The sequence below is a fragment of the Exiguobacterium sp. UBA7533 genome, assembly GCF_002479335.1.
Taxonomy (GTDB): Bacteria; Bacillota; Bacilli; order Exiguobacteriales; family Exiguobacteriaceae; genus Exiguobacterium_A.
In genome coordinates this window covers 1-26301 of sequence record NZ_DLMP01000005.1, presented here as the reverse complement: position 1 = coordinate 26301, position 26301 = coordinate 1, and the positions used below count along the sequence as shown (strand labels likewise).

At 44.1% G+C, this 26301-nt stretch carries 28 protein-coding genes; 6 read left to right on the top strand and 22 right to left on the bottom strand.

The window, feature by feature from the left end; translation table 11 throughout:
• The first annotated feature begins 17 nt into the window (after window positions 1-17).
• Both B2U10_RS07495 and B2U10_RS07490 read left to right on the top strand, forming a co-directional pair.
• Complete coding sequence (locus tag B2U10_RS07495) at window positions 18-812, top strand: thymidylate synthase (RefSeq protein WP_029341960.1); 795 nt, start codon at window positions 18-20, stop codon at window positions 810-812.
• Window positions 809-1291, top strand: coding sequence for a dihydrofolate reductase (locus B2U10_RS07490; protein ID WP_290786568.1), 483 nt, complete (start codon window positions 809-811; stop codon window positions 1289-1291). The genes B2U10_RS07495 and B2U10_RS07490 overlap by 4 nt, the downstream gene beginning before the upstream one ends.
• Before the next feature lie 46 nt (window positions 1292-1337).
• On the opposite strand, the gene B2U10_RS07485 is transcribed toward B2U10_RS07490, so the two are convergent.
• Together B2U10_RS07485 and fumC are read right to left on the bottom strand one after the other, a co-directional pair.
• Window positions 1338-2855, bottom strand: a complete 1518-nt coding sequence (locus tag B2U10_RS07485; protein ID WP_290786566.1) for a diguanylate cyclase — start codon at window positions 2853-2855, stop codon at window positions 1338-1340.
• 81 nt (window positions 2856-2936) lie between these two features.
• A complete protein-coding gene (fumC, locus tag B2U10_RS07480; RefSeq protein WP_035407319.1) occupies window positions 2937-4331 on the bottom strand; it encodes a class II fumarate hydratase in 1395 nt (464 codons plus the stop codon).
• Between the two features lie 115 nt (window positions 4332-4446).
• Between fumC and B2U10_RS07475 the strand changes: the two genes are divergently transcribed.
• A complete protein-coding gene (locus B2U10_RS07475) occupies window positions 4447-5751 on the top strand; it encodes a hemolysin family protein (protein WP_035407316.1) in 1305 nt (434 codons plus the stop codon).
• A 22-nt stretch (window positions 5752-5773) separates the two neighbouring features.
• Here B2U10_RS07475 and B2U10_RS07470 read toward each other — a convergent pair whose 3' ends face one another.
• The 3 genes from B2U10_RS07470 to B2U10_RS07460 are packed head-to-tail and all read right to left on the bottom strand — an operon-like array spanning window position 5774 to window position 8329.
• Window positions 5774-6175 (bottom strand): reverse transcriptase-like protein, encoded by a 402-nt coding sequence (locus tag B2U10_RS07470; protein ID WP_035407314.1) that lies wholly within the window; start codon window positions 6173-6175, stop codon window positions 5774-5776.
• On the bottom strand, window positions 6168-7127 hold the full coding sequence (locus B2U10_RS07465) for a CobW family GTP-binding protein (protein WP_035407311.1): 960 nt from the start codon (window positions 7125-7127) through the stop codon (window positions 6168-6170). The genes B2U10_RS07470 and B2U10_RS07465 overlap by 8 nt, the downstream gene beginning before the upstream one ends.
• Window positions 7128-7138: 11 nt before the next feature.
• A complete protein-coding gene (locus B2U10_RS07460; protein WP_214854342.1) occupies window positions 7139-8329 on the bottom strand; it encodes an HD domain-containing protein in 1191 nt (396 codons plus the stop codon).
• Between the two features lie 142 nt (window positions 8330-8471).
• On the opposite strand from B2U10_RS07460, the gene B2U10_RS07455 reads away from it, so the two are divergent.
• Entirely contained in the window at window positions 8472-8957 is a 486-nt protein-coding gene (locus B2U10_RS07455; RefSeq protein WP_035407308.1) for a hypothetical protein, read from the top strand.
• 270 nt (window positions 8958-9227) lie between these two features.
• On the opposite strand, the gene B2U10_RS07450 is transcribed toward B2U10_RS07455, so the two are convergent.
• The 11 genes from B2U10_RS07450 to yvfG all read right to left on the bottom strand — a co-directional run bounded on the left by B2U10_RS07450 (window position 9228) and on the right by yvfG (window position 18949).
• Window positions 9228-9794, bottom strand: coding sequence for a deoxycytidylate deaminase (locus B2U10_RS07450; protein ID WP_056062130.1), 567 nt, complete (start codon window positions 9792-9794; stop codon window positions 9228-9230).
• A gap of 49 nt (window positions 9795-9843) precedes the next feature.
• Window positions 9844-11052, bottom strand: a complete 1209-nt coding sequence (locus B2U10_RS07445; protein ID WP_035407301.1) for a toxic anion resistance protein — start codon at window positions 11050-11052, stop codon at window positions 9844-9846.
• A complete protein-coding gene (locus B2U10_RS07440; protein ID WP_035407298.1) occupies window positions 11039-11782 on the bottom strand; it encodes a 5-bromo-4-chloroindolyl phosphate hydrolysis family protein in 744 nt (247 codons plus the stop codon). Before B2U10_RS07440 ends, B2U10_RS07445 begins: the two co-directional genes overlap by 14 nt.
• A gap of 254 nt (window positions 11783-12036) precedes the next feature.
• The gene (locus B2U10_RS07435) at window positions 12037-13380 is read right to left on the bottom strand and encodes a sodium-dependent transporter (RefSeq protein WP_290786563.1); all 1344 of its coding nucleotides are present in this window, start codon (window positions 13378-13380) and stop codon (window positions 12037-12039) included.
• A gap of 173 nt (window positions 13381-13553) precedes the next feature.
• The gene (locus B2U10_RS07430; protein WP_035407293.1) at window positions 13554-14426 is read right to left on the bottom strand and encodes a diacylglycerol/lipid kinase family protein; all 873 of its coding nucleotides are present in this window, start codon (window positions 14424-14426) and stop codon (window positions 13554-13556) included.
• The gene (locus B2U10_RS07425) at window positions 14423-15940 is read right to left on the bottom strand and encodes an ABC transporter permease/substrate-binding protein (protein WP_056062137.1); all 1518 of its coding nucleotides are present in this window, start codon (window positions 15938-15940) and stop codon (window positions 14423-14425) included. Before B2U10_RS07425 ends, B2U10_RS07430 begins: the two co-directional genes overlap by 4 nt.
• Window positions 15937-16668, bottom strand: coding sequence for an ABC transporter ATP-binding protein (locus tag B2U10_RS07420; RefSeq protein WP_035407287.1), 732 nt, complete (start codon window positions 16666-16668; stop codon window positions 15937-15939). Before B2U10_RS07420 ends, B2U10_RS07425 begins: the two co-directional genes overlap by 4 nt.
• A 189-nt stretch (window positions 16669-16857) precedes the next feature.
• Window positions 16858-17493, bottom strand: a complete 636-nt coding sequence (locus B2U10_RS07415; RefSeq protein ID WP_290786561.1) for a 3D domain-containing protein — start codon at window positions 17491-17493, stop codon at window positions 16858-16860.
• A gap of 347 nt (window positions 17494-17840) precedes the next feature.
• Entirely contained in the window at window positions 17841-18050 is a 210-nt protein-coding gene (locus B2U10_RS07410; RefSeq protein WP_023468601.1) for a hypothetical protein, read from the bottom strand.
• Between the two features lie 60 nt (window positions 18051-18110).
• Window positions 18111-18722 carry an NUDIX hydrolase gene (locus B2U10_RS07405; RefSeq protein ID WP_290786559.1) on the bottom strand — a complete coding sequence of 204 codons (612 nt, stop codon included), beginning with the start codon at window positions 18720-18722 and terminating at the stop codon, window positions 18111-18113.
• Window positions 18719-18949 (bottom strand): protein YvfG, encoded by a 231-nt coding sequence (yvfG, locus tag B2U10_RS07400; protein ID WP_217448908.1) that lies wholly within the window; start codon window positions 18947-18949, stop codon window positions 18719-18721. The genes B2U10_RS07405 and yvfG overlap by 4 nt, the downstream gene beginning before the upstream one ends.
• A gap of 79 nt (window positions 18950-19028) precedes the next feature.
• Between yvfG and B2U10_RS07395 the strand changes: the two genes are divergently transcribed.
• Complete coding sequence (locus tag B2U10_RS07395) at window positions 19029-20603, top strand: FAD-dependent monooxygenase (RefSeq protein WP_035407276.1); 1575 nt, start codon at window positions 19029-19031, stop codon at window positions 20601-20603.
• Window positions 20604-20636: 33 nt separating this feature from the next.
• A complete protein-coding gene (locus tag B2U10_RS07390) occupies window positions 20637-20954 on the top strand; it encodes a hypothetical protein (protein WP_290786556.1) in 318 nt (105 codons plus the stop codon).
• A gap of 43 nt (window positions 20955-20997) precedes the next feature.
• Here B2U10_RS07390 and B2U10_RS07385 read toward each other — a convergent pair whose 3' ends face one another.
• From B2U10_RS07385 to B2U10_RS07360, 6 genes are all read right to left on the bottom strand, one after another.
• Complete coding sequence (locus B2U10_RS07385; protein ID WP_290751162.1) at window positions 20998-21552, bottom strand: nuclease-related domain-containing protein; 555 nt, start codon at window positions 21550-21552, stop codon at window positions 20998-21000.
• A gap of 128 nt (window positions 21553-21680) precedes the next feature.
• Window positions 21681-21995: a cell division regulator GpsB gene (gpsB, locus tag B2U10_RS07380; protein WP_035407267.1), complete on the bottom strand. Its 315-nt coding sequence runs from the start codon at window positions 21993-21995 to the stop codon at window positions 21681-21683.
• A 5-nt stretch (window positions 21996-22000) separates the two neighbouring features.
• Window positions 22001-22561: an SLOG family protein gene (locus B2U10_RS07375; protein ID WP_035407264.1), complete on the bottom strand. Its 561-nt coding sequence runs from the start codon at window positions 22559-22561 to the stop codon at window positions 22001-22003.
• Window positions 22558-23763 (bottom strand): ribonuclease H-like domain-containing protein, encoded by a 1206-nt coding sequence (locus tag B2U10_RS07370; RefSeq protein WP_035407260.1) that lies wholly within the window; start codon window positions 23761-23763, stop codon window positions 22558-22560. The genes B2U10_RS07375 and B2U10_RS07370 overlap by 4 nt, the downstream gene beginning before the upstream one ends.
• Complete coding sequence (locus tag B2U10_RS07365) at window positions 23760-26024, bottom strand: DEAD/DEAH box helicase (protein ID WP_290786554.1); 2265 nt, start codon at window positions 26022-26024, stop codon at window positions 23760-23762. The genes B2U10_RS07370 and B2U10_RS07365 overlap by 4 nt, the downstream gene beginning before the upstream one ends.
• Window positions 26025-26121: 97 nt before the next feature.
• On the bottom strand, window positions 26122-26301 hold a 180-nt coding region (locus B2U10_RS07360; RefSeq protein ID WP_414655314.1), incomplete at its 5' end, for a hypothetical protein.

The following is a 26301-nucleotide window of genomic DNA, read 5'->3' as shown; positions in this document are numbered from 1 at the left end:
AAAGGAGCTGTCATCCGATGGAACAATATCATGCACTTTGCGAACACATTTTGGAACACGGAACAAAAAAGGAAGACCGGACAGGAACGGGAACGCTGAGCGTGTTTGGTCACCAAATGCGCTTCTCCCTTCAAGATGGCTTTCCGCTTATCACGACGAAAAAGCTACATATGAAGTCGATCATCCATGAGTTGATCTGGTTTATTTCGGGTGATACGAATATTCGTTACTTGCAGGAAAACGGAGTGCGCATTTGGAACGAATGGGCAGATGAGAATGGGGATTTAGGACCTGTGTATGGAGCACAATGGCGTTCTTTTCCACGTCCTGACGGAACAACGGTCGATCAACTCGCACAAGTCATCGAACAAATCAAGACGAATCCGGATTCCCGTCGTTTGATCGTCAGCGCTTGGAATCCTGGACAAGTCGATGAGATGGCGTTACCTCCATGTCATCTCTTGTTCCAATTTTATGTCGCTGACGGAAAACTGTCCTGTCAGCTGTATCAACGTTCTGCCGACGTCTTTTTAGGCGTACCGTTCAATATTGCATCCTATGCCTTACTGACACATATGATTGCTCATGTGTGTGGACTCGAAGTCGGTGACTTCGTCCATACGCTCGGAGATGCCCACATCTATTCGAACCATGTGGAACAAGTCAATCTTCAGTTGACGCGTACCCCTAAAAAATTACCGACGCTGCGCTTCGCTCGAACAGTCGATCGTATTGAAGACTTCCGCTTCGAAGATATCATCATCGAAGGATATGATCCTGATCCGCATATTAAAGGTGTAGTGGCTGTATGATTACACACATCGTAGCGTACACGAAAAATCATGTCATCGGACGCGATAATGTTATGCCGTGGCACCTTCCATCTGATTTAGCACACTTTAAGCGTACGACGCTTGGTAAACCGATCATCATGGGGAGAAAGACGTTCGAATCAATTGGACGCCCGTTACCTGGTCGAGAGAACATCGTCATCACGCGTGATCAAAATTATGTAGTAGATGGCGTGACAATTTGGCATGATTTATCTACCTTACACCCATATGTTGATTCAGAGGAAGAAGTCTTTTTGATTGGTGGAGGAGAATTATTCGCTCAAACGCTTCCTCTCGTACGGCGCATCTATGTAACAGAAATTGATGCGACGCTTGAGGGAGATGTCTATTACCCCGAGATCCCGTCTACTTTTCAAATCACGTCTGAAACGCATTATGATGCAGTAGAAGGAAATGATTACTCCTTTGTCATTCGTCAATATGATCGATCATTATAAAACCAGCCTCTTCCATCCGAATAGCGGAAGGAAAAGGCTGGTTTTTTTACGGTATTTGCATAATCCACTCTGTGATCCATTCTTCCACTTCTTGATCTACATGAGTTACCATCACATAATCGGTAGCACCTCGAGATAAGGCTTCTGCAAGACGATCATCTTCTTGTTCCGTCACGACCAAAACATCAATGATTGAATCTCGTTGTTTTCTCCATTCTTCTAGTCGCAGAAAGTTCTCGATCGCTAATTGATCAAGCGAAAGAATCGCCAGTTGTAGTTGTGTTGTCTGCTGATCGTCTAATGGAACCACTTCGAAGTGGTATTTGGGATGATCGGGTAGATCCAACTGACGGACTTGTTTAAGCAATCTTTCCTCGACACGGATAGACACAGATAATTTTTCAATCGATATTGCCGTAGAGTAGGAAAGGACTTGGTTACGTCCATTACGTTTTGCTTGATATAACGCTTCATCTGCCTCCGCCGTCGCTTGAGCAAGCGTCGTATGTATATCAAATGAAAAGGATAGACCAATCGAAACAGTAATTTTTAATCCATTCGCAAAAACATGTCGTTCGATACGTTCACGTATTTTATTCATATTAGCGATTGCTTGAGGCAATGTTTCTGCTGAAAACAGTAAAATGAATTCCTCACCACCGAAACGAATGAACTCATCGTCGAGACGAGCCGCTTGTTGAACGACGGTCGCTAGTTCGGATAGGACTAAGTCTCCTGTCGGATGTCCATGTAAGTCATTGATTCGTTTGAAGTGATCAAGATCAAAAATCGCTAATCCAAATGTTCGTTGTTCACGTTCTAAACGTGCTGTGCGACGATCAAATGCATTCTGAAGGTATTTCCGATTATAAGCCCCTGTCAATTCATCGACCAAAATTGTTGACGATACAACTCTCAGTTTTCGTAAAAGTCGCGCAAGGCGGACATGACGTTCTTCATTCCTCACAGTTTCATCCCAATAATCATCGGCCCCCATCTCATAACTACTTTGTCGGACTTCTGATTGGCTCGGACCGACGATGATGATCGGAACGAATGCGGATTCCATCTGCTTCATGAGCTTTTTGAACACTTCCACTGAATCAGTGATACATGCATAATCGATGATGACGGCGTCCATCGTAATGTCGTGTGACATTGATAAGGTATCTTCTACCGAGCTAAAAAAACGTGACATATAGCGCGCTTGTTCCAGTGACTTTTTCCATTTAATATTCTCAAGAAAACGTTTTGTCACAGTGACGACTAATTCCTTTCGGACCCGGTTAGCACGTGAGCGCTCTGATAACTGATCGACGATAGGTTGCAATAATTCTTTGACGCTTGACTGATCAATGACAACGTCTACTCGTTCCCAAGTAATTTTTTCATGGCTTACTTGATCGGCGAGTCCCTTAAAGACTTCCTCTCTGCCGAGTCCTTCCATCCAGCTCGCCAATGCAAGCAATTCTGATCGTGGTACAGCCGGCATCCGAAGTAATGTCTCTACCATGTTGATCGTTTGCTGTAATTGTTTTTCTGCCCGCTTTCGATTTTGCTCCATGCAATTCCCTCTCTTTCTATAGATCCGAATAACGTTTCTCGGATAAAGAGAAAGCGAAGGAATATCCCCCGCTTTTTCAACTCATGCTTTTAAGTTCGGACGAACCATGTCTGCTGGTACAATCCATTGATCATATTGTTCTTCTGTTAGTAATCCTGTCGCAAGTGCCGCTTCTTTTAATGTCGACCCTGACTGATGCGCCGCTTTCGCAATTTTTGCCGCATTCTCATATCCGATATGCGGATTGAGCGCTGTTACGAGCATCAGTGACCGTTCGACGTTCTCAGCGATGACGGACTGCTCAGGTTCAATGCCGATCGCACAATGGTCATTGAACGAATGCAAGGCGTCTGTAAGTAAACGAACGGATTGAATAAAGTTATACATGATGACCGGCTTGAAGACGTTTAGTTCAAAGTTACCTTGACTTGCAGCAAAACCAATCGTTGCGTCATTTCCAAGGACTTGCGCAGCGACCATCGTCAATGCCTCACTTTGAGTCGGATTGACTTTTCCTGGCATGATTGAGCTCCCTGGTTCATTTTCTGGAATCGTGATTTCACCGATTCCTGCTCGTGGACCAGATGCAAGCCAGCGGACGTCATTTGCAATCTTCATCGCGTCCATCGCTAGTGCTTTGACAGCACCATGTGTGAAGACGAGTTGATCGTGGCTTGTTAAAGCGTGGAATTTGTTTTCCGCACTCGTGAATTCATAACCCGTCTCTTCACTCATCTTCTTCGCTGCCAAATCACCAAACTCAGGATGCGCATTAATCCCCGTACCAACTGCCGTACCGCCGATTGCTAGTTCCGTTAATGGATCAAGCGTCCGTTCGATCATTTGCTTCGAAAGCGCAAGCATCCGGACCCAGCCGCTGATTTCTTGACCAAGTGTGATTGGTGTAGCATCTTGCAAGTGTGTTCGTCCGATTTTAACGATATCCGCAAAAGCCTTTGCTTTTTCATCAAGGGTCGCATGCAGCGCATCGATAGCTGGGAAAAGTGATTCCAATAAGACTGTTTTTGCCGCTAAATGCATCGCTGTTGGATATGTATCATTTGAACTTTGTGATTTATTGACATCATCATTCGGATGAATCGTCGTTTCACTGCCTTGTTCCTTTAATTTGCGTGTCGCGACCCGAGCGATCACTTCATTGACGTTCATATTAGACTGAGTACCTGAACCCGTTTGCCAAACGACAAGCGGAAACTCATCATCGAATTTCCCCGCGATGATTTCGTCACATACTTCAGCAATGGCACCAGCTTTTTCTGTCTCAAGCACACCTAAGTCGCGGTTCGCAAGCGCCGCTCCTTTTTTCAGGACTGCAAAGGCACGAATGACTTCAATCGGCATTTTTTCCGTTCCAATCTTAAAGTTTTCTAGACTACGTTGTGTTTGTGCGCCCCACTCCTGCGCTTCCGGTACACGAATTTCCCCCATCGTGTCACGTTCTACACGGTATTCCATAAACAAATTCCCCCTTTTGATTACTTCTCTTCTAGTTTACCGGAAAGCTCGCAGAATGGGAATGAGGGAGACAGTTTTGGGGAATAGTTTATTATTGAAAAGGAGTGAAGATTTCATGTGGTTAATAAATTTAATAATTGTTTTATTATTGATTCTGGCGAACGGTATATTTGCGATGACCGAACTTGCTTTGCTCTCTTCCAAACGATCGAAATTAGAAAAAGCAATGGATGATGGTAAAAAATCAGCCCATGTCGCATTAGAGTTGCTGGATCGACCGACTGACCTGTTATCGACTGTTCAAGTCGGCATCACGTTAATTGGAATCGTCAATGGTGCATTCGGTGGTGCCGCGCTCTCCGGTCCTGTCATCAATTGGCTCGCACAATTCGGATGGATCGCTCCTTATGCCAGTACAATTGGTTATATTCTTGTCGTGACAATCATCACCTATATTTCGCTCGTCATCGGTGAACTCGTTCCTAAACGTGTTGCTCTTGTCAGTCCAGAACGAGTTACAATGTGGCTCGCCCCACCGATGCGCTTCTTCTCGATCGTTCTTCGACCATTCATCTGGGTTTTGAGTAAATCGACGAGTTCCATCTTCCGCTTGATTGGCCTCGATCGATTGCAGACGAAAGACGAGACGGAAGACGAAGTCCGGCAATTACTAATTCGTGGCACGAAAGAGGGAACATTTAATCGTTCAGAAGCTGAGCAAGTTTCTCGTGTCTTTGATTTTCATGATTTATATGCATATGAACTGATGGAGCCCAGAACGGTTACGGAGTGGATTGACTTAGCTGATGAACCCGACACGATCCTACAAGAGCTCCGACAAGCGCGACACCGAAACTTACCGGTCGGTCACGGGGATTTGGATCATTTTGTCGGATTCATCGATGCAAAAGAAATACTATCAACGGAACATCCTGTCAAAGAACTTGAACGATTAATTCAATCTCCACTGATTGTTCCCCGCCAACTGAAAGCAACCGTTTTACTTGAACGGATGCGGAAGGAAACTGTATCGATTGCATTCGTTTTAGACGAGTACGGTGGTTTTCTTGGCATGATCACCTTGTTCGATATTCTCGAAGCATTCGTCGGCGAGATTTCAAGCGTCGAGGAAGAACCGGAACTCGTCATGCGGAAAGACGGTTCGTTCCTAGCGGACGGATTATTGCACATCGATGATTTAAAACGAACGCTCGGCTATACAGATGACTTACCCGGTGAACAGTTAAACGCCTATCATACAGTTGCCGGTTTAATCCTGTATATGTTAGGTGATGTACCAACGCGTGGAAGTGCTGTCGTGATTGGATCATACCGATTTGAAGTCGTTGACTTAGACGGACGTCGCGTCGATCAAATCCTGATTGAGCGCATCGAACATGAACAAACACCCCTTCCATAAGGATAGGGGTGTTTGCCTTCAATTATGCTTCGTATAATCGTAATGCCTCGCGTGCGACGCGATCTGCTTTATTCTCAGACCGCGGAATCCACTTCACGAAGGCGAGTGGTAAGAGTTGATAGCGTTCAAAAGCAGGATCAAAGATCGTCTGCGTTCGTTTATTCTTGACGAATTCACGTTCGACCGCTAATGCAACCGCTTCTGAATCCGTCCGAAACGAAATGACGCTTTCTCCTTGAGTAATTAGTTCGTGCGCCCACTCGACGGCTTTTGCAAATGCGATGAATTCTGCCTCATGATTATTAATTGCTTGAATTTGATACATTTTTTCTGTGACTTCGCCCTCGGAGCTTTTGCTAAACAGTCCAACCGCTGCTTCGTCGTTTGAGGGACGGACCGTTCCGTCAAAATAAAGTTCAACCATGTTCAATTGCCGCCTCGATTCCTTTTCGTATCGCTTGCTCATCTAGCCCTTTCCCAATGAAGACGAGCGTCGTCTTTGGTTGTTCGCTAAATGGTTCTCGGATTGCTGTTCCGTAAATCATCCCTGTCCCTTGTAAGATTACTTTTCGTTCTGTATCTGCAAAATGGATGATCCCCTTATAACGATAGAGATCTTCCGCGTAGGCTTCTAACACCTCACGTAGGACCATACCGAATCGATTTCGATTCAATGGTCGTTCCTCAACGATCGTTAGTGCCGTAAAATCTTCGACGGATTGATGAATCTGATCTGTTTGTTGGCTGAGTCGCACTTGTTCTTCTTTTGGAAAATGGAATGTTTCAAATAGTCGATTTGATTCCAGTTGTCCCTGTTCCGTTTCAATGATGGCTGCAGATGGATTTCGTTCGCGCAGCAAAGCAATCAACGTTTCGCGTTCTGATGCTTTAATTAAATCCATCTTATTTAATACAAGTACATCAGCAAATCCGATTTGTTTCACATTTTCTTGGAACGTCAATTGTCGTTCTAAGTGATACGCATCGATGACTGTGACGACACTTGAAATCTGATAAGACTGTTCAACGGCTGGTTCAAAATAAAATGTCTGAAGAATCGGTCCTGGATCAGCGACACCAGTCGTTTCGATCAATAATCGATCGAATGATAGTTCCCCATCACGGCGACGTTTGGCAATCCGTAGCAATGCATCCCGTAAATCACCTCGAATAGAACAACAGATGCAACCATTTGTCAATTCGATCATCTCTTCATCGCTTCGCTCAATCAATGCTTCATCAATGTGAACAGAACCTACTTCATTGACAAGCAACGCAAACTTCTCTGTCGGTTGAGAAACAAGATGGTTGAGTAACGTGGTCTTACCAGCACCTAAAAAACCAGTAATGACGGTCGTACGTATTTTGTCTTGCATGATTTCACTCCTTAGCGTCCTTGTTGCTGACGCCATTTTTCTTTTCGTGCATCGAGCAGATCAATCGCATGAAGATACCAGGCATCCGCCGTTTGCGGCGTAACACTTGATCCCCACTCGCGTTTCCCATGGTGTGATAATACCATATGCATGAGACGGTGATAGACCGCTCGTGGTAACCGAATATCTTCTTCTCGAAGCGTTTGTTCGAGCACGAAGCATCCGTATGGCATATGTCCTATAAGAACACCATCTGGATCAAGCGCAATACCTGCTAGTTCTTCTTCTTCTTCGGTTACGTGTAACAGTCTCGAAAAACGATCTGTCGATGCACCTGCATGTGTATATTCCCATAGTTTACCGATATCGTGCAATAAAATACCGAGCAACAATTCATTCGGATTCGGTCGTTGATCTAACAGAGCAATTCCTTTTGCTGCTTGATAAAGCGCATCAAAGCTGTCATCCCAAGAAAATTGACGCATCTCTCGTTCAGATGCTTGGAATAGTTCATTTTTGTGATCGGCCTCTGCTTCTTGGATACATTTCAGCAATGTCAAATACGGTTGTTCACTATCACAGATTCCTTGACCAATCGTCATCATACAGGCAGTATGTTTTAATAATCCACCGATATAGGCATGGTGATGAAATAAGGCAGCCGGTCGCGTTGAAAAGTCCGCCCAGTACTGTCTCAGAATCGATAGCGCGATTTCTCGGTAAGGCGTATCTAGTTGATCGATCAATCCAAGTAACTGATCACGATACGTTTCAAGCGACTCCTCTGACGGTAGCTGCGGCAAGAACTGCGTAGGTGAAGCATCATAAATCGGTGTGACGCGTTGAACCGTCAATGATTTATTACCGGATTGCGGCGGATACTCTTCTACTTTTGCTTCGACTCGAACAATTCGTGTCTCGAGATATGGACGGAGTGCTTCTTCTGCTGTTCCTTGATTGATCCATTGTTTTCCTTTACAAGATCCAGCAGGCGAGTTGAATGTAAACTGTAACCACTCTCGTCCGGTTTGACCTGTGCGAATTTCACCCGAGGCAACGAGTAGTACTTCTTCGATTCGCTCACCAGGAACAAGTGTATCTAGCGAAAGTCCAATCGGTTGATTTGATTGATTGATAGAAAAAGCGTCATTTTCATTAGAAGGCATCGTCACTTCTGGAAGCGCCTTGAATAATTGTATCACTTCATCTCACTCCTTTTTCTTCATCCATATCATAGCAGAGACGATTTCATCACGACTACTATCAAACATATATTGTAAGCGTTTTCTAAATGAATTATGATGAACGTGGAAGTCAATTTTTATGCTTAAAGGAGGAGAAACGATGATTCGACCACTTACTCATTTATACAGCGAAGCTGTCGTCACACACGATCAATTGGATCCATCCAAAATCGTGACACGCGACCAGATTCGGCAAGCTGTTCAATCGTATGATCCGTACCAATCGCATACGTCGCATGCACTGGAAGAGTTGTTGCTTCATGAGTTACGTCAGGCATGTCATTGTGTTAAAGAAGAAGGACTATCCTTGGCTGATATGCAGACGGAATTGTTGATCCTCTCTGCTTTCCAATGTGATGCAGGTTATTTAGCAGAAGAAATTCAACATATGTCACCGACCGCTATCAAACGACATCTTTCTACACTTGATGCCGCTTTCAATCGACTATTGCATCAACTGTTTTTACATCAGTCGCAACCAGACATTCTTTGTCAACGGTTTATGACAATCCTCGCGGGTGCAGTCGCTACGAAATGTAAAATCCGTGCTAAGCGTCTCAAGGAAACCATGCTTGTTCATCCATAACAAAAAAATCCTGACTCGTATGAGTCAGGATTTTTCATTCAACGACCTGGCATTCCAGCTCCTTGATTGGTTTTGTATGAAAATGCGGCGTTCCGCTTCGTCATATTCTATTGTCATCATGCCAAACTATTCAAGTCTTGTCAATTCTTTTCTAAAAAAAGTGGACCGATTTTCGATTGAAAATCAGTCCGAATGGAAGAGTGAATAATTACCATGGCAATGCTTGATTTCATCATACAATGCCATGGAAGCGTTTACAACCCTTTTCCGTTAAATTTTTTCAAGAAAATATTCGTTTGCGAGTGGTAAGTGGATGACTTCGATTCCACTTTGTCGCATCAGGTTCAATCCGTCCCCATATTCATATCCTGTCGAATAGACGACACGATCAATTTTAGAGGCAATGAGCGCTAAACTACACGCATGACACGGACTATGTGTGACGTATGCTGTCGCATGACGCGCACTCGTCGAATCGGCAGCTAGCTTACCGAGTGCATTGATTTCAGCATGAATCTCATGCTGCTTCGACCACTCATGATGTTCCTCTTGATTTTCACAACGATAAAAGAGAATCCCGTTTCGTTCAATCGACTCTTCAGTAATCGGATGGTCGGATCTTGATGTATAGAGAATACCCTCTTGCTTTAAGTAAATTTCATTACAATTCACATGCTGACTGGGTGTTCCGTTTATCCCGATCGAAATCGGCTTTTCGTCTTTGACGATGACACAAGCAACGGATTTTGAGGCGCATTTTGAATGACGATCTGCCATCATCCGCGCAAATAATAACCATGTTGTGTCCCACTTCAATTGCTTCTCTTCTATATTCATTTAAAATCCTTCCTTTCATGAAGGAAAGGAACACGAAAATTCGTGTTCCTTAGTATGGTCGATTCGGTAATTCTCTACTTTTTGAGGCAACTTCGATGACTTTTTGTTTCAATTCATTTTCCATTCGTTCTAATTCATGCTCAGCGTCGCGACGTTTTTGTTTTCCTTCTTGTTGAATGCGTAATGTCTCATCAAGTGTCTCAATCAAGTTTTGGTGTGCCACTTTTAATGATTCGACAGAAACAATTCCTTTTTCGTTTTCTTCCGCAATTTCAATCGACGATTCTTTCAGTAACTTCGAATTTTGCTCAAGTAGCTGATTCGTCGTGTTGGTGACATCCTTTTGCATTTCGAGTGCTGCTTTTTGACGTGATAAACTTAAGGATAAGACGACTTGGTTCTTCCAGAGCGGAATCGTATTGACGACTGCCGATTCGATTTTTTCCGCTAAAATTTGGTTGTTTTGTTGAATGACGCGAATTTGCGGTGCCATTTGCAAACTGATCGTTCGTGATAATTTTAAATCATGGATTTTCTTTTCGAAACGGTCCGTCAATTGAATCAAGTCATTTAATTCCTGTAACTTCGTCTGATCCCGAGATATCTCGACTTCTGTCCGTAGCGGTTCGATTTCATGCTGACGCACATGAGCGATTTTCGTCTCGCCAGCCGCAATATAGACGTTCAATTCTTCAAAATAACGTTTATTTTTTTGATACATTTGGTCGAGTAAAGTGATGTCTTTCATCAATCCAAATTTCGATCGATCAAGATTGTGTACGACTTCTTCGAGATAAGCACTCATTTTCTCATACTGCAAGAAATACGTTTCTGCTTTTTTCTTTGCTCGCCCAATAACCGGAACGTTCGACCAGAAACTCTTTTTTTCTTGAAGTGTGTCTGGATCCATTTGACGTACACGTTGCATTAAATCACTCAGCAGTTTTCCTGCCTCCCCGCCGTCCTTCATTTTTACTTCACTTAAGACTTGATCGGAGAATTGAGAGAGTTCACGCTGGACGGGTGCTCCAAATTGCATGACGGCATCCGTCTTTTGAAGATCGATTACTTGCAGCAAACGTTCGATCTTTTGTCGTTGTTCTGCTGGAACATCCGAAGGAATCATCTCTTCGACAGGACGTGCCGGCATTTTAGGAGGTGTCTCCGCTATATTTAGATCGACCGACGGATCGGAGATCGTTGGTTGATCTTGCTCATCAGGCCATTGTTGCCACGTTTCTTTATCAGAATGGGTCATGTCGGTAACTCTCCTCCTGTTTTTGTTGTTCGGTCTCTTGTGCTAGAACCTTTTCAATCGTCAAGAGTTCCCGTTCTAAATCAACGGTATCCCCTTCGAGCAATAAGGTTTGTTGTTGTTTTAATTTTTGACCAATCATTTTCAAATTCGAAATCAGTTGATTTTTTGTATCAACTTGAACTTGGGCACCACGGCGTTCCAGATCGGCGTATTTTTCTGAAATCGATAATAAGGAATCTAGGTAGAATGTAAAGAAGTCTCGGACTTTTTTGACGTCTCGTGGACTTTCATATAACTCTTCGAACAATACATGGGCTTCGCGTGAAACCATTCGCATCTCACTTCTAATTTCACCATCTCGTATGGAGGGAACAATTTGATCATACGTCTGGATTTTCACAAATCCTTCCTCAATCGTCCGTTGCAAGACTTGAAGTTCTAAATCATCCGTCTCCTCAAAGCGTCGCGTCGCCCGCTCGGGTTTTAAGATGACACTGCCCACAAACTCATCTTCGTCATCGAGTAGTAGTTTCTTTTTGACATTTTTCCGCTTGATTTCGGTCGATTTTCGTTCAGTCCGATATCGTCGTCCTGGTTTAGTCCGGTAACCACTCCAAATGAACCATAACCCAAGTGCGATGAAGATTCCCGAAAAGTTGAACGTATCAGCCAATTGTAAAAATACGAACATCATACCGATGGAGCCAAATATCCACCATGAAGACTTCATATCATCCCCTCTTCCTTCTTGCTGATTCTTTTATCAGGTCTACATGTCTTTATTTTAACATTACGTAACGTTTAACAAAAAGTTTCCCGTTTTCCCGAAATGTTACGCCTCGTATATTTATATTTCAACATACTTTTGCAGTAATGACATCAGACCGAAGAACGAACTGTTCGCCTTTTTTTATATCAACTCTTACGATAAAGAAGGTAGTCAACATACGTTGTCGACTACCTTCCGAGAGTTTTATTTATATATCATCCAAAAATTGGCCAGATGAGAATAATCAAAATCGCAATCGGACTCAAGTAGCATACGCTTACCCGCCACACAGGAACGATTTTTTTCATGAATGGACTTGTTACTAGCTCCTGCTCGATAAGAGTTCGGTCGAGTTTGTAACCGGCAAAAATTGAAATCAATAATGCACCAATCGGCATCAGAATGTTTGAGACGAGGAAATCAACACTGTCAAAGAATGTTTTCCCCATGAATTGTGCATCACCTAGAATTCCAAACGAGAGTGCAGATGGAATCCCGACGATGGCGATTGCGAATGTCGCAAGCCAAGTCGTCCGCTTTTTATCGCGCATCGTCGCGTTTTCTTTTCGATCCGTCAAGGAAGCAACGACGACCTCAAGCATCGCAATCGATGAAGTGATCGACGCGAAAGCGAACAACAAGAAGAATAGTATCAAGAACAACGAACCAAATTGAATTTGGCTGAAGACGGTCGGCAAGACGATAAAGAGTAACGCTGGACCTTCTGCCGGGTCAAGACCTGAAGCAAAAACGGCTGGGAAAATCGCAAATCCTGCTAATAATGAGACGGCTACATTCATCGCAACAATCCATGCTGCCGAACGGTTAATTTCTCCACGTTCCTTCATATAGGATGCATACGTCAGCATCGCTGATACACCGAGCGATAAGGAAAAGAACGCTTGCCCAAGGGCACTCAGGACAGAAGTTCGGTTGAGCACCGAGAAATCAGGCTGAACGAAAAACTTGACGCCTTCCATCGCACCATCAAGCGTTAACGATCGTAAGACAAGAATGATGAAACACACGAATAATAATGGCATCATGATCTTACTCATTTTTTCAATACCAGATTGAACACCACGTAAAACGATCCAACATGTCAGAGCGAGAAAAATCAATTGCCCCGAGATGACATAAAGCGGTGAGGCTGAAATCGTTCCGAACAATTCACCGAGTGCTCCACTATCCATTGTCGTTAACCGACCTGTAAAACCAAGAATGGTATAAATTAAGACCCAGCCTCCGATGACGCTGTAGAAAGAGAGCAACAAGAAACAGGCGATGACACCCAGGACACCAATGAACGTGAACTTCTTATGACCAAGTGCCGAGAACGCTTGAAGTGCCGTTTTCCCACTCGTTCGACCGATTAAAAACTCAGCAATCAAGACAGGCAATCCAAGTAGCAAGGTAAACACGAGGAATAAAAGTAAAAAGGCGCCCCCTCCGTTTGTTCCAGTCGTATACGGGAATTTCCAAATGGCCCCCAGACCAATGGCGGATCCCGCTGCTGCTAAAATAAATCCAACTTTTGAAGCCCATGCGTTTCCTTTCATGGTGCTCCACCTCCTTTTCAAAATACTTTTTCATTGTACAGAAAGAAATCATGAAAGTCATCCTTTATCAAATATTTTCTTTAAAGCGTCAAAGCATAACCGCATATACGCATTGCATGAAAATAAAAAAGAAGGTCGAATATTATCTCGACCTTCTCTCGACTCAATTTGTATTAATCAGTGCCACCATACATTCGAAGATATTCCGGTAACACTTTGACGGTAATTGGCGTATGGATAGCTTTTTCACCATCTGTATCAATGACTTTTGCTTCTTTTGTCTTTAATTGAAATCCGCTCGTCAAGATATGGGTAAAAGATGGATCATTGGCGAGACCAATTTTTTGAAGGATGACGTCCCGGATTGTCGTCAGATTTACCTCATCAACAATTACCAAATCTAGTTTTCCATCATTATAAGCTCCATCCGACAAATTCGTCTCGATTCCACCCAGTGATTCTCCATTTGCTGCCAGAATCAATACTGCTTCACCTGTCATATGACGACCTTCATCTAAAATTAATTCATATTCGAATGGTTTTGCTTCTAGACTCGAGCGAATCGTCGATAAATAATACCCCATCTTCCCAAGACGCGCTTTTTCTTCTGTATCGATCCCAATCGATGCTTCGGCGACGAGACCGACACCGAGAAAGTTCAAGAAATAGCTATCTCCGACTTGCCCGAGGTCGACTTGAACGACATGTTGCATAGCAATTGCTTCTGCTGCAAGCCGTGGCGCCATCGGTAAGCCAAGTGTTCGTGCGAAATCATTACACGTACCTCCAGGAATAATGCCAAGTATCGGGCGATTTTCTAATTTCGCTACACCATTGATCGTCTCAAAGACCGTCCCATCTCCACCAATGACGACGACAGCGTCAAACGCGGATGATTCTTCCGCAAAATGCATAGCATCTCCTGCTTGTTTTGTATTTCGAATGACGATCTCGTCGAACAACGTACTTAACGGTTCGATGACTTCTCCAAGTAATCCTGTACCATTCGTACCGGCTGTCGGGTTACTGATCAGTAATAGTTTCATTGGATGATGCCTTCCTTCTTCAAGTAATCGCGGGCGACCGCATTTGCAGTTTTTCCACCATACGCGACAGCTTCGTTCATTTTCGACATCTCTTCATCGGAAATCTTACCCGATAATTGCTCAAGCGCTTGTTTTACCTCTGGATACTCATCGATTGTCTCTTGACGAAGTAAAGGTGCTCCTTCGTACGGTGGGAATAATTGCTGATCGTCTTTTAGAACAAGCATGTCGTATTTCGCAATCTCTGGATCGGTCGAGTACGCATCAATGACATCGATTTCACCAGATTCAATCGCTTTATAACGCAATTTCGGTTCCATCGTGACGACCTTATTGAAATTGACATCATATTTATCTTGGATTCCTTTATAACCATCTTGGCGATCCTTGAATTCTAATGTAAATCCAGCCGTCAGTTGATTCGCGACCTGTTTTAAATCAGAAATCGTCTTTAAATCGTAGCGTTCCGCTAATTTCTTCGGAACGGCTACAGCATAGGTGTTGTTATAGTTCATTGGTGGCAATAAGGTCAAATCTTGTTTTTTTAGACCGGTTTTCGCCTGTTCGTATACTTCTTTTGCATCGTTTGATTTTGGTTTTTCATTCGTCAAACTAGCGAGCACCGTTCCTGTGAATTCTGGATAAGCATCAATGTCTCCTGACTCGAGTGCTTTATAAACGAATGTCGTCTTCCCGAAGTTTGGTTTGACTTGAACCTTTAAATCCGTCTCATCTTCGATGACGATTTTATACATATTCATTAAGATTTCCGGTTCCACGCCCAGTTTTCCGGCAACGACGAGATCTGGTCGTTCGCTACGGCCGAATGCGAAAGGTGCGATGACGATTGCGACCATTAAGACGACTGCCGTCACGAGACGTGCCGTCTGCCGCTTACGAGTTGCGACTTCCGTTTGGCGTAGTAAACCGTCAAATAGAAGAGCAAGGAGAGCTGCAGGAATCGCACCAAGCAAAAGGAGATAGTTATCATTACGGTCAATTCCAAGGAGAATGATCGACCCTAGTCCACCAGCACCGATCAAAGCGGCAATCGTTGCCGTACCAATGATCAATACCATCGCCGTTCGAATTCCGGCCATCATGACAGGCAAAGCTAACGGAAGTTCGACTTTCCATAGACTTTGCATCGGGGTCATCCCACATGCGCGTGCCGCCTCTTTGATTGAAGGATCGACTTCGGCGAGACCTGTATATGTGTTTCGAACGATTGGTAATAAAGAATAGAGAACAAGTGCAATGATAGACGGGACTGTACCAATTCCGACAAGTGGAATCATCAGACCAAGTAGCGCTAATGATGGAATCGTTTGAATGACGGAAGTCACACCAATCGACCACTCACTCAGACGTTTATTCCGTGATAAGTAGATCCCAAGCGGAATGGCGATGATACATGCGATAAGTAACGAAATGACCGATAGTTGAATATGCTCAATTAACGCTTGAAGCAATTCACTTTTCCGATCTTGATACGTTTCAATCAAGCCGTTCATTCGACTTTCCCCCTGACTTGACGCATGAACTCTTGAACAAATGGATCATTACTCGCTAGTACTTCTTCCTTTGTTCCGATGAAAGCAATCTCCCCAGCGTTCATCAGACAAATGCGACTACCCAGTTTTAATGCCTCGTTCATATCGTGCGTAACGAATAAAATTGTTTTTCCAAGCTCTTCGTTTAGATGCAACAAATCATTTTGTAATTGTTCACGTGAAATTGGATCAAGGGCGGAGAAAGGTTCATCCATCAAGATGACGTCTTGCTCTGCTGCGAGCGCACGCATGACACCGACACGTTGTTGTTGCCCCCCCGAAAGTTCACTCGGATATTTCTTCTTAAGCGATGTGTTTAAACCTGTCAGACGGAATAATTCATCGACTCGACGCGCCACCTTTTCTTTGTCCCACTTTAATAATTCTGGCACGACACTGACATTTTCTTCGATCGTCATATGTGGAAAGAGGGCAATCTGTTGTAAGACGTAACCGATTCGCCGCCGCAATTCATGTTCGTTGATTGACATGATCGGCTCACCGTCGATCCAAATTTGACCCTCTGTGTGATCGATCAATCGATTGACCATCTTCATCGTTGTTGTTTTTCCGCAACCCGATGGACCAATCAAACAAAAAATCTCACCCTGATCAACGGTGAAGTTAACGTGTTGCACCGCTTTTGTTCCATCCGCATACGTTTTGCCGACATCTTTGAACTCAATCACTCCTCATCCCTCGTTTCCCCATGTTTATTATCTTTGTAAAATTCCCCTTTCTCTCGTATTCTAAAACCTATTTTGACCAATTGATCTCTCGTTTCCTAAACAATTTGTTTTACAACCGAATACTGATTCATCTTTACTAACACAAAAAAAGACGATGGAGTTTACCCATCGTCTAGTCTCGATATTCATTTATTCGAACGTCACCGTGACTTTACGGCGACCCCATTCTAAAGCTTCTTGTTTTGAACCGACAAGAAGATCCATGATTTTCCCGCGAATCGCACCACCTGTATCGAGCGCAATTGCGTCGCCGAAACCTTCTACATGTACCTTAGTTCCAAGCGGTACGACCGATGGATCGACAGCAACGATGCGACGTCCTTCGTATGTAATCGTATTCGTGACGTCATAACCCGATGCTGTTAAGGCACGACCATTATACAAACGGCTTCCATTGTTTTCTGGATTCGTCGTATATGCTGTCGTCTCAAACGTTTCCATACGCTTTGTGGAACGGTTAGCGTTTGCTTGTGTTCGACTTTGTTTCTTTACCTGTCGTGTTTCCTTTTTGGCTTCTTGTGCTGCTTTTGCTTTTTGCTCTGCGTCTGCTTTTTGCTTAGCCAAGGCTTTTAGACGCGCTTGTTTTTTCGCCTCTGCTTGTTCACGCTTCTCTTGAGCAGCTTGACGCTTCATCTCTAATGGATTTTGTACGATCGTTTTCTCCGTACCGATCCCGATTTGTGCCGCTGAAGCTTCATGATGCGGCAAAAGAATAAATATGAATCCCGCTAAACAAAGGGATAAAAGGAATGATGTTCGTTTCATGTTGATGCCAACCTTTCTCGCCGTTTTACGACCCGCACAACGTATCACGGTGACAAATAGTTTGAAAAGCGAACACCATGAATTGAAATATATCTGTTAAAAAGTAACGAAATGGTTACACGCTTACAAAAAACGCTCTCAATCGTTGTATATCAACGTTTTTATATTTTGTAACCGTTCTGTTACGAATTAATCTTTGTTACTTTTTTGTAATAAATGTATCTTTTCGATGTTTTCAGTCATTTTGTCCAATTCTTCAAAAATCAAAAGAATGTAGGATTTCATTATTATTCAGTTCACTGGATGAACATAAAAAAACACACCAACATGTGGTGTGCTTTCATGTGTTACTTTGTTTTACGTTCTAACAATTCAATCTCTGACTTTAATAAGACTTGTTTTTCAAACTCTAATCCGAGTGCCTCAAAGTTTTTCGTGTGGGATACATCACCAACGACCGTATTTGTCAATACTGCCGTTACTTCCGCTACCCAGCCTTCTTTCGTTTTTACCATATCGCCAACGATATAATCGAATAACTCTTCTGTTTCTTCCATTTGACTCATCTCCTGACACGTTCAATTACAGTTAATCATATAAAATAACGACCGAAAAAGCTAGTCACGCGTCAATTGAGCTAAGAACTGGCGCAAGATTTTAGCGGTTAATCCCCAAATCAGATAATCCCCGTGCTCATAAAAGTGCTCCGTGACTGTATACGTACGATCCAGATAGGCTTCTCGATTCGCCATGCGTTCGGTTGGCACTTCCTTACCGGGGCGGATCCGCCACTCCATATCTCCTTTAATCGGCTTCGAAGTCATCAATTCCGTTAATGACACGAGAAACACATGATCGACTTCGGCCGGCGAAGGATTAAAGTCCGTCGCATGAAGAATACCAAGATACGGGTAAATGATCGACCGGTTCGGTGTCACGAGTGGTTCAAGCGTTCCAATCACTTCAATCTCAGAAGCACTGACATTTAATTCTTCGATCGTTTCACGGACAGCTGCTGCTTTCGGTAATTCACCATCATCGATCCGACCACCTGGAAAAGCGATTTCACCTGGTTGCGAACGTAGTGTCTTAGCTCTCACTTGAAATAACAAATAGACTTCGCCATCTTGCTCGACTAATGGAACGAGTACAGCTGCCGCATGACGAGGTAAACGTTCTTCAGAATCTACGTAATGCTTTCGGATATCGGCTAAGTTCACCTGTTTCATCGCCCTTCTTGTGCAACGTGTTGGTACGCCTCTTCCAGGTGGCGCATACGGACGATGAGATCCGCATTCTTAGCAATCCGGTCCGATAAAATCGATCCTGCTACCGTCTTGTAATAGGCGTTTAACGCATGTCGTTTCGTCAGATGTGCCTCATTCTGACGGATATATTCCTTAAAATTCGCAATCAATCGTTCTGTCGTAAAAAGTTGTTCGTTCACAAGTTTCATCCTTTCACACGTCGAGCGTGTCATCAATAGTTTAATGGTAACGAGTTTTGGCTAAGATGTAAATTAAGGGGGGTTATCCGTGAATAAAAAATTAGATGTCCTCATTATTGGTGCCGGACCAACCGGTTTAACACTCGCACTCGCACTCTCGCGCTATGGATTATCCTTCCGCATCGTCGAACGTGCAAGTGGACCATCTGTCGTCTCCAAAGCCATCGGCATTCAAGCACGTTCCCTTGAATTGTTCGCAAGACTTGGCGTGGCAGAAGATTTAATGGAAAATGCGATTAAAATCAATCAAGGAAACCTCTATGTTAATGGTGCATGGCAGGCAAAGCTTGATTTTACTGATTTAAATACACCTTTTCCGTTTGTTACGCTCTTGCCTCAAAGTGAGACGGAACGGATTCTCGAAGCACGACTCGCCACTTACGGACATACCGTTGAACGAGAGACGGAATTAACAGGATTCGCTCAATTCCCAACGTTCGTTACTGCTACCTTACAACATAAAGGAGAGACAGAGACGGTAGATGCTTCCTTTATCATCGGAGCTGATGGCGCGAATAGCTTTGTTCGTCGAGAACTTGGACTTCCATTTAGCGGAAAATCGTTCAAAGAGTCGTGGGCATTGGCCGATATCGAAGTCGACTGGCCGCTCTCTTCCGAAGAGGTCCACATTTTCTTCTCTGATCATGGGGTCATTGAGTCTTTCCCACTTCAGTCGAATTTATTCCGCATTACGGGCAACCTAACGAGCGGACCTGTTCCGACTGATCATAAAGCGATTGATGATTTTTTACAAAATCGAGCCAAAGTACCGTTCGAGCTAAAAAAAGTCCATTGGTACTCCATGTTCCGTGTCCATAATCGAATTATCGAGAAATTTGGTCACCATCGAATTTATTTGATTGGGGATGCGGCACACATCAATTCCCCTGTCGGTGGTCAAGGAATGAATACAGGGATTGCTGATGCGATGAACCTTGCTTGGAAACTTTGGTGTGTGCATCAGTTCAAAGCGAGTTTTCCGTTGCTTGATTCTTACAGTGTCGAACGCCGCGAAGCGGCACAAGGTATCTTACGATCAACGAATTTAGCAACCGAACTCTTGCAGATCAACATTCCGTTTTTGTTGCCTCTACAAGAAAAAGTCATTCGAAATAGTCTCAAGATCGCACCCTTACATCATTTCGTGACAAATCGAATTGCTCAACTCAACAGTCACTACCCAGCAAGCCTGACCTTTGTCACGCAAGGACACTTCAGTCCATTGACACCTAAGCCGGGTGAACCGATGCCCTACAGTGAAGTCGTACATCCGCGGACGAAAAAAAATGAACTCTTGTTACGTCGCGCGGATCGAAATTTCTTATTACTGTTGTTCTTACCAAAAAACGCAACTGACGATCTTCTTGAGCCATTTAAGGAACTCGCCTATACCTATCCAGATCTATTTGAGACAGTACCCATCCATCAATCCCTTAAAGAGGATGGCGTCGTCGATCAAGGTGGCGAACTCGCACGACGCTTCGGCATTAAGCAATCCGGACTATATTTGATTCGCCCTGACGGTTATATCGCGTATCGCCAGCAAGGTTTAAAAAGTAAATCGTTCGCCCGTTATGTTGAACGTTTACTTTATGCGCGCTAACTCGGTATGATAGAAGATGAGGTGAAGGCAGATATGGATATACAACTGATTCGAACGATTTTGATCATTCTTCTGATTGTGGCATTTCTTGTCATCGTCAGTAGACGAGCGAAGGAAAATCTTCGATGGTCGCTTCTCGGAGAAGCATTCGGTGAAAAAGGAGAAGATTTATTGAAGGATGCTGCTCGACTTGAGGCAGCTGATCTAGACATTCGAGTCGAACGCGGCGTCAAGACTTCGTTTTTATTCCGACGCTTCAGTAAAGATTTAGACGATCGCGTAGCGGTGTATGTCTTAAAAGAAGACTTGGATCAAGCCGAGAGCATCCTTGCGTCTCGACCAAGACGATAAATTTAAATAAAAGGCAGTGAAGCGTTCGCTTCACTGCCTTTATTCATTCCTGTTGCTGCGCGAGATAAAACGCGACTTGTTTTCGTTCTTGCTCTTGAACAGGAGAGGATTTCTTTGAAACAATGAACGCTCGCACATCTTTGAATGTATGACCCGTCGGAAATTTAATTCGTTCCGTCCGCATCTGTGGTGCATTCGGAAAAAGTGTGATGCCATGAATCGGTATGACGATCCCTTGTTTTTTTAGCGTTTTTCGAACCATTTGGACAATTCGTTTCGATTGATTAATCGGATGGGGTGAAAACACCTTTTTCCCATGCATAGGATCGCTGACATGACAGGATTCTTCCGTCATCCATTCTACGACTGCATCGTTTTGCAACACAAGAAACAACCCTTTTGGACCAATCAAAGCAAAGGGAATGATAATCGTTTCAGTTAGACGTATACGTTCAAATAACATCCAATCAAAACGACATACATGACGGATTTCATTGCAGAGCGCATCTGTTTCATGCGTCATCGTATTCACTTGCTTACTTGCAAAAAAGCGACGGCGTGGTGGTGCCGGAACAGAAGCAGTCATGACTTGTAACATGATTCATCATCCTTTGTAATATGTATTAGTAGTTATCTTAACACCGTTTTCGTATACATGACGATTCTTTCAAAAAGAAGGAAATCAAAAAAGACATTTCTGACGATTGGCAGAAATGTCTTTTTTCATTAGTCTTGATGAGGGCGACCGAAAACCGCCTTCTCAAGATTCGAAATACGACGTAACATATCATAATTGGATGAACTCGACACTTGTGGTTCAACGTGTTCAACACGACGCTCTTCCCGTTTTTCTGGTTGAGCAGGTGCTTGTTTCAACGCCTCATTCTCTTTCTTCAGACGCTCGATTTCACGTTCGAATCCTTCATAGTCTTTAATGATTTGATCCAAGTATCCATCGACATCCTCGATGACATAGCCACGGAGGCCGGTCTTGAATTCCTTTTTGTAAATATCGTCCGCTGTCAACAATGGCTTATACATCCTCTTCACTCCCACTGATCATTGTATTGTAATTCTTGTTCGAGCCAAGATAAATCATCTTGTGTAATCAAAAATAACTGATAATCGGATTGTTCCATTTCCATTCTAGCACGCTCTACTAAAAATTTCGCTGATCCTCCATGCTCTTCATCAAAAACCGACAACAATCCTTGGCTTTTTTGGATCATGAATTCAGTTTTATTACGCAACTGCGATGGATCCGTATACGGTTTCTGACTGATTGCTTCGACAAAGTCAGCTTGTTCAAGAATCGAAAGATACTGTGCTTGGACTGGTTCTTTCCAGCGCGCTTCCTGTTCTAAAAACGGCAAGAGGATACCAAGATGAATATCTGGATACTCTTCTTTTAATTCAAGAACGACCTCGCATGCCCAGATTTCGCATCCAGGCGAGGCATTCGTAATGAACCACTCTGTTCCACGGTCTTCAATCAAGCGAATCATCCGCTCTCGGTATGCTGCCTTTAAGACCCGGATACCCGGGTGTTTTTGATCAAAGATGCCTAGTTCATTTGGTTTGTATCCTGTGATGGCGACTACTTTCACGAGTTACACTTCCTTTTTAACCGACGTTCTCGATGATCCAGTTCAGCTAATATTCGTTCTTTTTTAGTGATTAACCAATGATGCCGTTCGACGTGTTGTCGTGCTCGTTCCGTATAATCATAAGCAAGCACGGGATTTTTTGCAATGTGCTCTGCCCACTTCGCAAGTTCGAGATACCCCAAGTAACTATCGCTTTTTAAAAAGCAGTCTCTGGCTTGTTCATGGTTCTTCATTTTTTTATGCAAATACCCTTGGCGTAGCCATCCTTCTGCTGATAATTCTTTAACCTGCTGAAAATGAGCATGGGATCCTTCATGGATTCCAAGATCCGCTAACCAAATCGCGATGTTCTCTTGAATAGGAGAAGGTGCTTCCGCCCGATGCGTGACAAGACGGTTACACGCATCATACAGTCCAACGAGCGTTAAACAGTCATCTAGATGATGTTGTAAGACGCCCGTCATGATTTCCGGTTGCTGATGTTCGACATATTGGAAATAATGCATTGGTGCCAAAAAACCAGGTAGGTCACCTTCCCGCTCGAATCCAATCCGCTCTTCCATCGCTGTCAATCGATACGAGTCATACATTCCTTTAAAAATGCGCCGCGCAACATGGAGTAAATCAAGATGACCGACTTTCGGTAATCGTGGAACACGTTCCCGAACGAAAACGTGTCGTGTCTTGATTTGCGGCCAATCAAAGCTTTTTCCATTATAGGTCACGAATCGGACATCATCCCCGATATCATGCAGGAAGTGATGGTAAAAGGCAGCCTCAAAGTGCGGATGCGGTAAGAAATATTGTCGCATCAACAATCCTCCCTGCTCAAAGCGCGCAAACCCGAGTAAAAAAATCGTCGTTCCGGCTCCCCGCAATCCTGTCGTCTCCGTATCAAAGAAGATGACCTGCTCAAGTGGGACATCCAGCGCAAGTGGTGGATGAGGAAGCTGTAAAGACTCATACACTTCGGCAAAACTCCGGTCTCCATGCCGGTCCGTCAAAGCATAGCGTTTGTCGACCCTGACAATCCACTCTTGTTCGAATGTTAAGATATCCGCCCCACGATCAATCCAGGCTTGTTGCTCTTCAGTCCATCCGCTTGTTGGCTTTAGCGTTTCTACTTCGAGGACAGAAGGCTCTATATTCTCCGATGAGACGTCTGATGTAGATTTCAGCATTCGTCTAAGACGATTTTTCATGATAATTCCTTCTCCATTTCTGCTAACAACTGAATCGTTCGTTCTTTCTCGTCTGCTACGCCGACCATGCCGATACAAGCAGGACAACCGTCCTGGCAAGGACATGTGACAATCGAATCACGCGCTGCGCGTAGCATGACACTGCGTTGTTTGTAGATTGATTCCGCGAGACCAACGCCTCCAGGATAACGATCATATAGATAGACGGTCGGTTTCTGCGTGTGTGTCGCCTTGACTTGCGGCACGACGAAGACATCACTAGCGTCACACATCAAATAAAGCGGAGCAACACGTCGTAAACTATTCGCGACACCTTCCAACACTTGTTCAAGCTCCGTCGAGGAGCGTGCATGATCGGGTAAGGTGAACCAGACACCTGTCGTATGAATCTCTCGTTCTGGTAAGTGAATCGGACCAGACCCGATGTTCTCATGTGTTCCGAACTTGATCTTCTTGAACATCGTCGCCATCCCCCGAACACTGACATCTCCACGCGCAACACTGTATTCTCCCTCTGCATACTGTTCATCTTCTTCGAGAACGGAAAGGTCGACTGAAAAATTAGCATCTGTATAATAATCAACGTCTACTGCACGGACGAATGCTTTTTTCTCCTCAAAATCCAAGTACTCGACTTGGTATTGATCGGCCCCATGCAAATAAATGGCCTCGTCATGTAACAACGTCATTGCACTAAAGGTATCCATCTCGCCGATGACTCGATTCGGTACCTCGGTCTGATCGACGATGATGACATTCTCTTGATCACTGGACCGTAGCGATATCCCGTGTGCTGGAAACGCGTCATTCATCCAATAAAAACGATCGCCTCGCTCGTGCAGGACACGCTCTTCGACTAAGTACTCGAGGATGTCTTCCGTCTCAAGCGTTCCAAATGATTCGCCTTTCGTAAAAGGCAGTTCAAACGCCGCACATTTGACGTGATCGACGGCAATGATCAAATTATCTGGATCAAGTCGCGCTGCTTCCGGGGATTGATTCAAGAATAACTCTGGTCGTTCTGCAACATATTGATCGAGCATACCAGATGAGGCGACAAGAATGATTAGTGCATCATCTTGCCGACGCCCCGCTCGTCCTGCTTGTTGCCAAAGTGAAGCAATCGTACCCGGATAGCCGTTCATGATACACACTTGCAGTTGACCGATGTCGACACCGAGTTCAAGAGCATTTGTCGAGACGATACCTGTGATTTCTCCTTGGCGTAACCGTCGTTCGATATCGCGACGTTCACTTGGTAAATAACCACCCCGATACCCTTCGATGGATCGAGGACCAAGCTCGTGCGGATAGATACTTCTCAGATACGTCAGTAAGACTTCGACGCGGACGCGAGACCGTGCAAAGACGATTGTCTGAAACTTGTTCTTGATGAAGCGCATCGCTAATTGTTTTGTCTCAAGTGTCGCCGAGCGTCGAATACCGAGTTGTGCGTTGACGATCGGTGGTTGATAGACGAGAAAATGTTTACGTCCTGTCGGCGCACCATTCTCATCAATTAGTCCGACTGTTTTCTCCGTTAATCGTTCGGCTAGTTCCTTTGGATTTGCAATCGTTGCACTTGTCATGATGAAGACGGGATTACTGCCATAATACCGACAAATCCGTCGTAAGCGACGAATGACATTCGCGACATGACTGCCAAAGACACCGCGATACGTATGAAGCTCATCGATGACGATATATTTTAAGTTCTCAAATAGTTCGATCCATTTTGTATGATGTGGTAAGATTCCGGAATGTAGCATATCTGGATTCGTAATGACGATGTTCCCGGCTTTTCGTACTTTTGTTCGAATCGTCGGTGACGTATCTCCGTCATATGTGAAACAACGGATTGGAGCCTCTAATTGATCGATCAGTTCGAGTAATTCACTATTTTGATCTTGTGCCAGCGCTTTTGTCGGGTACAGATACAACGCTCGTGCATTTGGATGTTCGAGCAAGTGTGATAAGACCGGTAAATTAAAACAATAGGTCTTTCCCGAGGCGGTTGGTGTGACGATGACCGTCGACTCGCCTGCTTGTACGCGTTCATACGCCAATCCTTGGTGACAGTATAACTGAGTGATGCCACGTGTCCGGAGGGCTTGGCGCAAGCGTTCCGGTAACTGTTCTGGAAAATCGACATAGCGTCCCGCTGTCGCTTCCATCGTTTTCATATACGTAATCCGCTCCATGAATGAACGGTCCTGTTTCAATTCTTCAAGAAATGCAACGAGCGTTTGTTTCGCTTGCATGCCTTCACTTCCTTCCACTTTTCATTATACAAAAAAAGAAGCAAGACCAAAGAACGATCTACTCGTCTTTGGTCTTGTCTTTCTTTACAAGTCGTGCTTATGGTGTTGTAGAATTCGTAGCGTCGTTTCCACGACCATTATTTCCATTATCATTCGAGTTGTTTCGTTCCGTTGAACCGTTCGAATTGTTTTGTGCATTCGCACCATCATTTGAATTCGGTGTATCTGTTGACGGTTCATCCGTCGTTGGTTCGTCTGTCGTTGGCTCGTCCGTTGA

Excerpts from the sequence above, each read along its gene's own strand:
- B2U10_RS07465 (WP_035407311.1), bottom strand. The coding sequence starts at position 7,127 with ATGCAAGACAAAATACGTACGACCGTCATTACTGGTTTTTTAGGTGCT.
- yvfG (WP_217448908.1), bottom strand. The coding sequence starts at position 18,949 with ATGAAACTTGTGAACGAACAACTTTTTACGACAGAACGATTGATTGCG.
- B2U10_RS07425 (WP_056062137.1), bottom strand. The coding sequence starts at position 15,940 with ATGAACGGCTTGATTGAAACGTATCAAGATCGGAAAAGTGAATTGCTT.
- B2U10_RS07370 (WP_035407260.1), bottom strand. The coding sequence starts at position 23,763 with ATGAAAAATCGTCTTAGACGAATGCTGAAATCTACATCAGACGTCTCA.
- B2U10_RS07470 (WP_035407314.1), bottom strand. The coding sequence starts at position 6,175 with ATGGTTGAACTTTATTTTGACGGAACGGTCCGTCCCTCAAACGACGAA.
- B2U10_RS07450 (WP_056062130.1), bottom strand. The coding sequence starts at position 9,794 with ATGAATATAGAAGAGAAGCAATTGAAGTGGGACACAACATGGTTATTA.
- B2U10_RS07485 (WP_290786566.1), bottom strand. The coding sequence starts at position 2,855 with ATGGAGCAAAATCGAAAGCGGGCAGAAAAACAATTACAGCAAACGATC.
- B2U10_RS07455 (WP_035407308.1), top strand. The coding sequence starts at position 8,472 with ATGATTCGACCACTTACTCATTTATACAGCGAAGCTGTCGTCACACAC.
- B2U10_RS07390 (WP_290786556.1), top strand. The coding sequence starts at position 20,637 with ATGGATATACAACTGATTCGAACGATTTTGATCATTCTTCTGATTGTG.
- B2U10_RS07435 (WP_290786563.1), bottom strand. The coding sequence starts at position 13,380 with ATGAAAGGAAACGCATGGGCTTCAAAAGTTGGATTTATTTTAGCAGCA.
- B2U10_RS07430 (WP_035407293.1), bottom strand. The coding sequence starts at position 14,426 with ATGAAACTATTACTGATCAGTAACCCGACAGCCGGTACGAATGGTACA.
- B2U10_RS07385 (WP_290751162.1), bottom strand. The coding sequence starts at position 21,552 with ATGTTACAAGTCATGACTGCTTCTGTTCCGGCACCACCACGCCGTCGC.
- B2U10_RS07440 (WP_035407298.1), bottom strand. The coding sequence starts at position 11,782 with ATGAAGTCTTCATGGTGGATATTTGGCTCCATCGGTATGATGTTCGTA.
- gpsB (WP_035407267.1), bottom strand. The coding sequence starts at position 21,995 with ATGTATAAGCCATTGTTGACAGCGGACGATATTTACAAAAAGGAATTC.
- B2U10_RS07445 (WP_035407301.1), bottom strand. The coding sequence starts at position 11,052 with ATGACCCATTCTGATAAAGAAACGTGGCAACAATGGCCTGATGAGCAA.
- B2U10_RS07405 (WP_290786559.1), bottom strand. The coding sequence starts at position 18,722 with ATGAAACAGGTGAACTTAGCCGATATCCGAAAGCATTACGTAGATTCT.
- B2U10_RS07365 (WP_290786554.1), bottom strand. The coding sequence starts at position 26,024 with ATGCAAGCGAAACAAACGCTCGTTGCATTTCTTGAAGAATTGAAACAG.
- B2U10_RS07495 (WP_029341960.1), top strand. The coding sequence starts at position 18 with ATGGAACAATATCATGCACTTTGCGAACACATTTTGGAACACGGAACA.
- B2U10_RS07475 (WP_035407316.1), top strand. The coding sequence starts at position 4,447 with ATGTGGTTAATAAATTTAATAATTGTTTTATTATTGATTCTGGCGAAC.
- fumC (WP_035407319.1), bottom strand. The coding sequence starts at position 4,331 with ATGGAATACCGTGTAGAACGTGACACGATGGGGGAAATTCGTGTACCG.
- B2U10_RS07415 (WP_290786561.1), bottom strand. The coding sequence starts at position 17,493 with ATGAAACGAACATCATTCCTTTTATCCCTTTGTTTAGCGGGATTCATA.
- B2U10_RS07490 (WP_290786568.1), top strand. The coding sequence starts at position 809 with ATGATTACACACATCGTAGCGTACACGAAAAATCATGTCATCGGACGC.
- B2U10_RS07410 (WP_023468601.1), bottom strand. The coding sequence starts at position 18,050 with ATGGAAGAAACAGAAGAGTTATTCGATTATATCGTTGGCGATATGGTA.